Genomic DNA, 1,173 nt, shown 5'->3' with positions numbered 1-1,173 from the left:
GCCGGCCCCCGGCCGACGGCGGTGTCCCGGTGGCGCTGCTGACGCCCGGTGAACGACCGATGGAGGCGTACGCGCTCGCGCTCGCCCGGCTCGGGCAGCGAGCCGGGGAGTCGACGCGCGGCGCACCCGGCCGGACGGCCGGGGACCCGGTCCTGGTGGTGGACCAGGGCGAGCAGCTGCGGACCCGCTGCCGGGACGCCGCCGAACGGACCCGCTTCCTGGACGCGCTGGTGGCGACCGCCGGGGACGGCCCGAACGAGGCGGCGGACGGGCTGCCGGTGGCGCCGCCGGCCCGCTGCCGGGTGGTGCTGGTGGTCCGCTCGGACCAGTGCGGCCCGCTGTTCGCCGAGCACCCGGGGCTGGCCGAGGCCGGTCGCCACGGGGTGCTGCCGGTGGGGCGTCCGGCACCGGACGAGCTGCGGCGGGCCATCACCGAGCCCGCGCTACGGTCCGGCTGTACCGTCGAGGGCGCCCTGCTGGCCGTCCTCATCTCGACCGCCGCGCAGCAGCCGGGAGCGCTGCCGCTGGTGTCCGCGGCCCTGCTGGAGACCTGGCGGCGGCGCAGCGGCAACGCCCTCACCCTGGCCGGGTTCCAGGCCACCGGCGGCTTCGAGGGCGCGCTGGCCCGGACGGCGGAGGCGCTGTACAACGGGCTGGAGGACGCCGACCGGGCCCGGGCCCGGTCGGTGTTCCTGCGGCTGGGCGGGGAGTTGCTCGCCGCCGGCGAGGACTCCGCCGGCGGACCGGCGGCCCTCGGCGACGGGCTGCCGCCGGCCGGTGGCCCGGCGTCCGGCGGGGAACTGGTGCCGGGCGGCGACGAGGGCACCCGCAGACCGGTGCGGCGGGCCGAGTTCGACGATCCCGGGGTGCCGGAGATGATCGAACGGCTGGTCCGGGCGCGGCTCGTGGTGGTGGACCGGGACAACGTCGAACTGTCCCACCAGACGCTGCCGCAGGCCTGGCCCCGGCTGCGCGGCTGGCTGGCGGAGGACCGCGAGGCGCTGGGCGAGCGGCTGCGGCTCACCGCGGCCGCGCGGGGCTGGGCGACCGCCGACCGGGATCCGGAACTGCTGTACCGGGGCGTGCGGTTGGAGCAGCTGATGCGGCGGGTGGCGGCCGGCGAGCTGGCCGCGGCCGGGATCGAGCGCGCCTTCCTGGCGGCCTCGGCCAAGG

1 pseudogene is annotated in these 1,173 nt (G+C 79.0%); it reads left to right on the top strand.

Annotated features, from left to right (window positions below):
• Positions 1-1,173: pseudogene (locus AB0E96_RS41290) on the top strand (hypothetical protein); the annotation flags it as partial.

It is taken from the genome of Kitasatospora sp. NPDC036755, assembly GCF_040636595.1.
GTDB lineage: Bacteria > Actinomycetota > Actinomycetes > Streptomycetales > Streptomycetaceae > Kitasatospora.
Note: the sequence above shows the minus strand (reverse complement) of the source record. Positions and strands in the feature narration are given on the sequence as shown.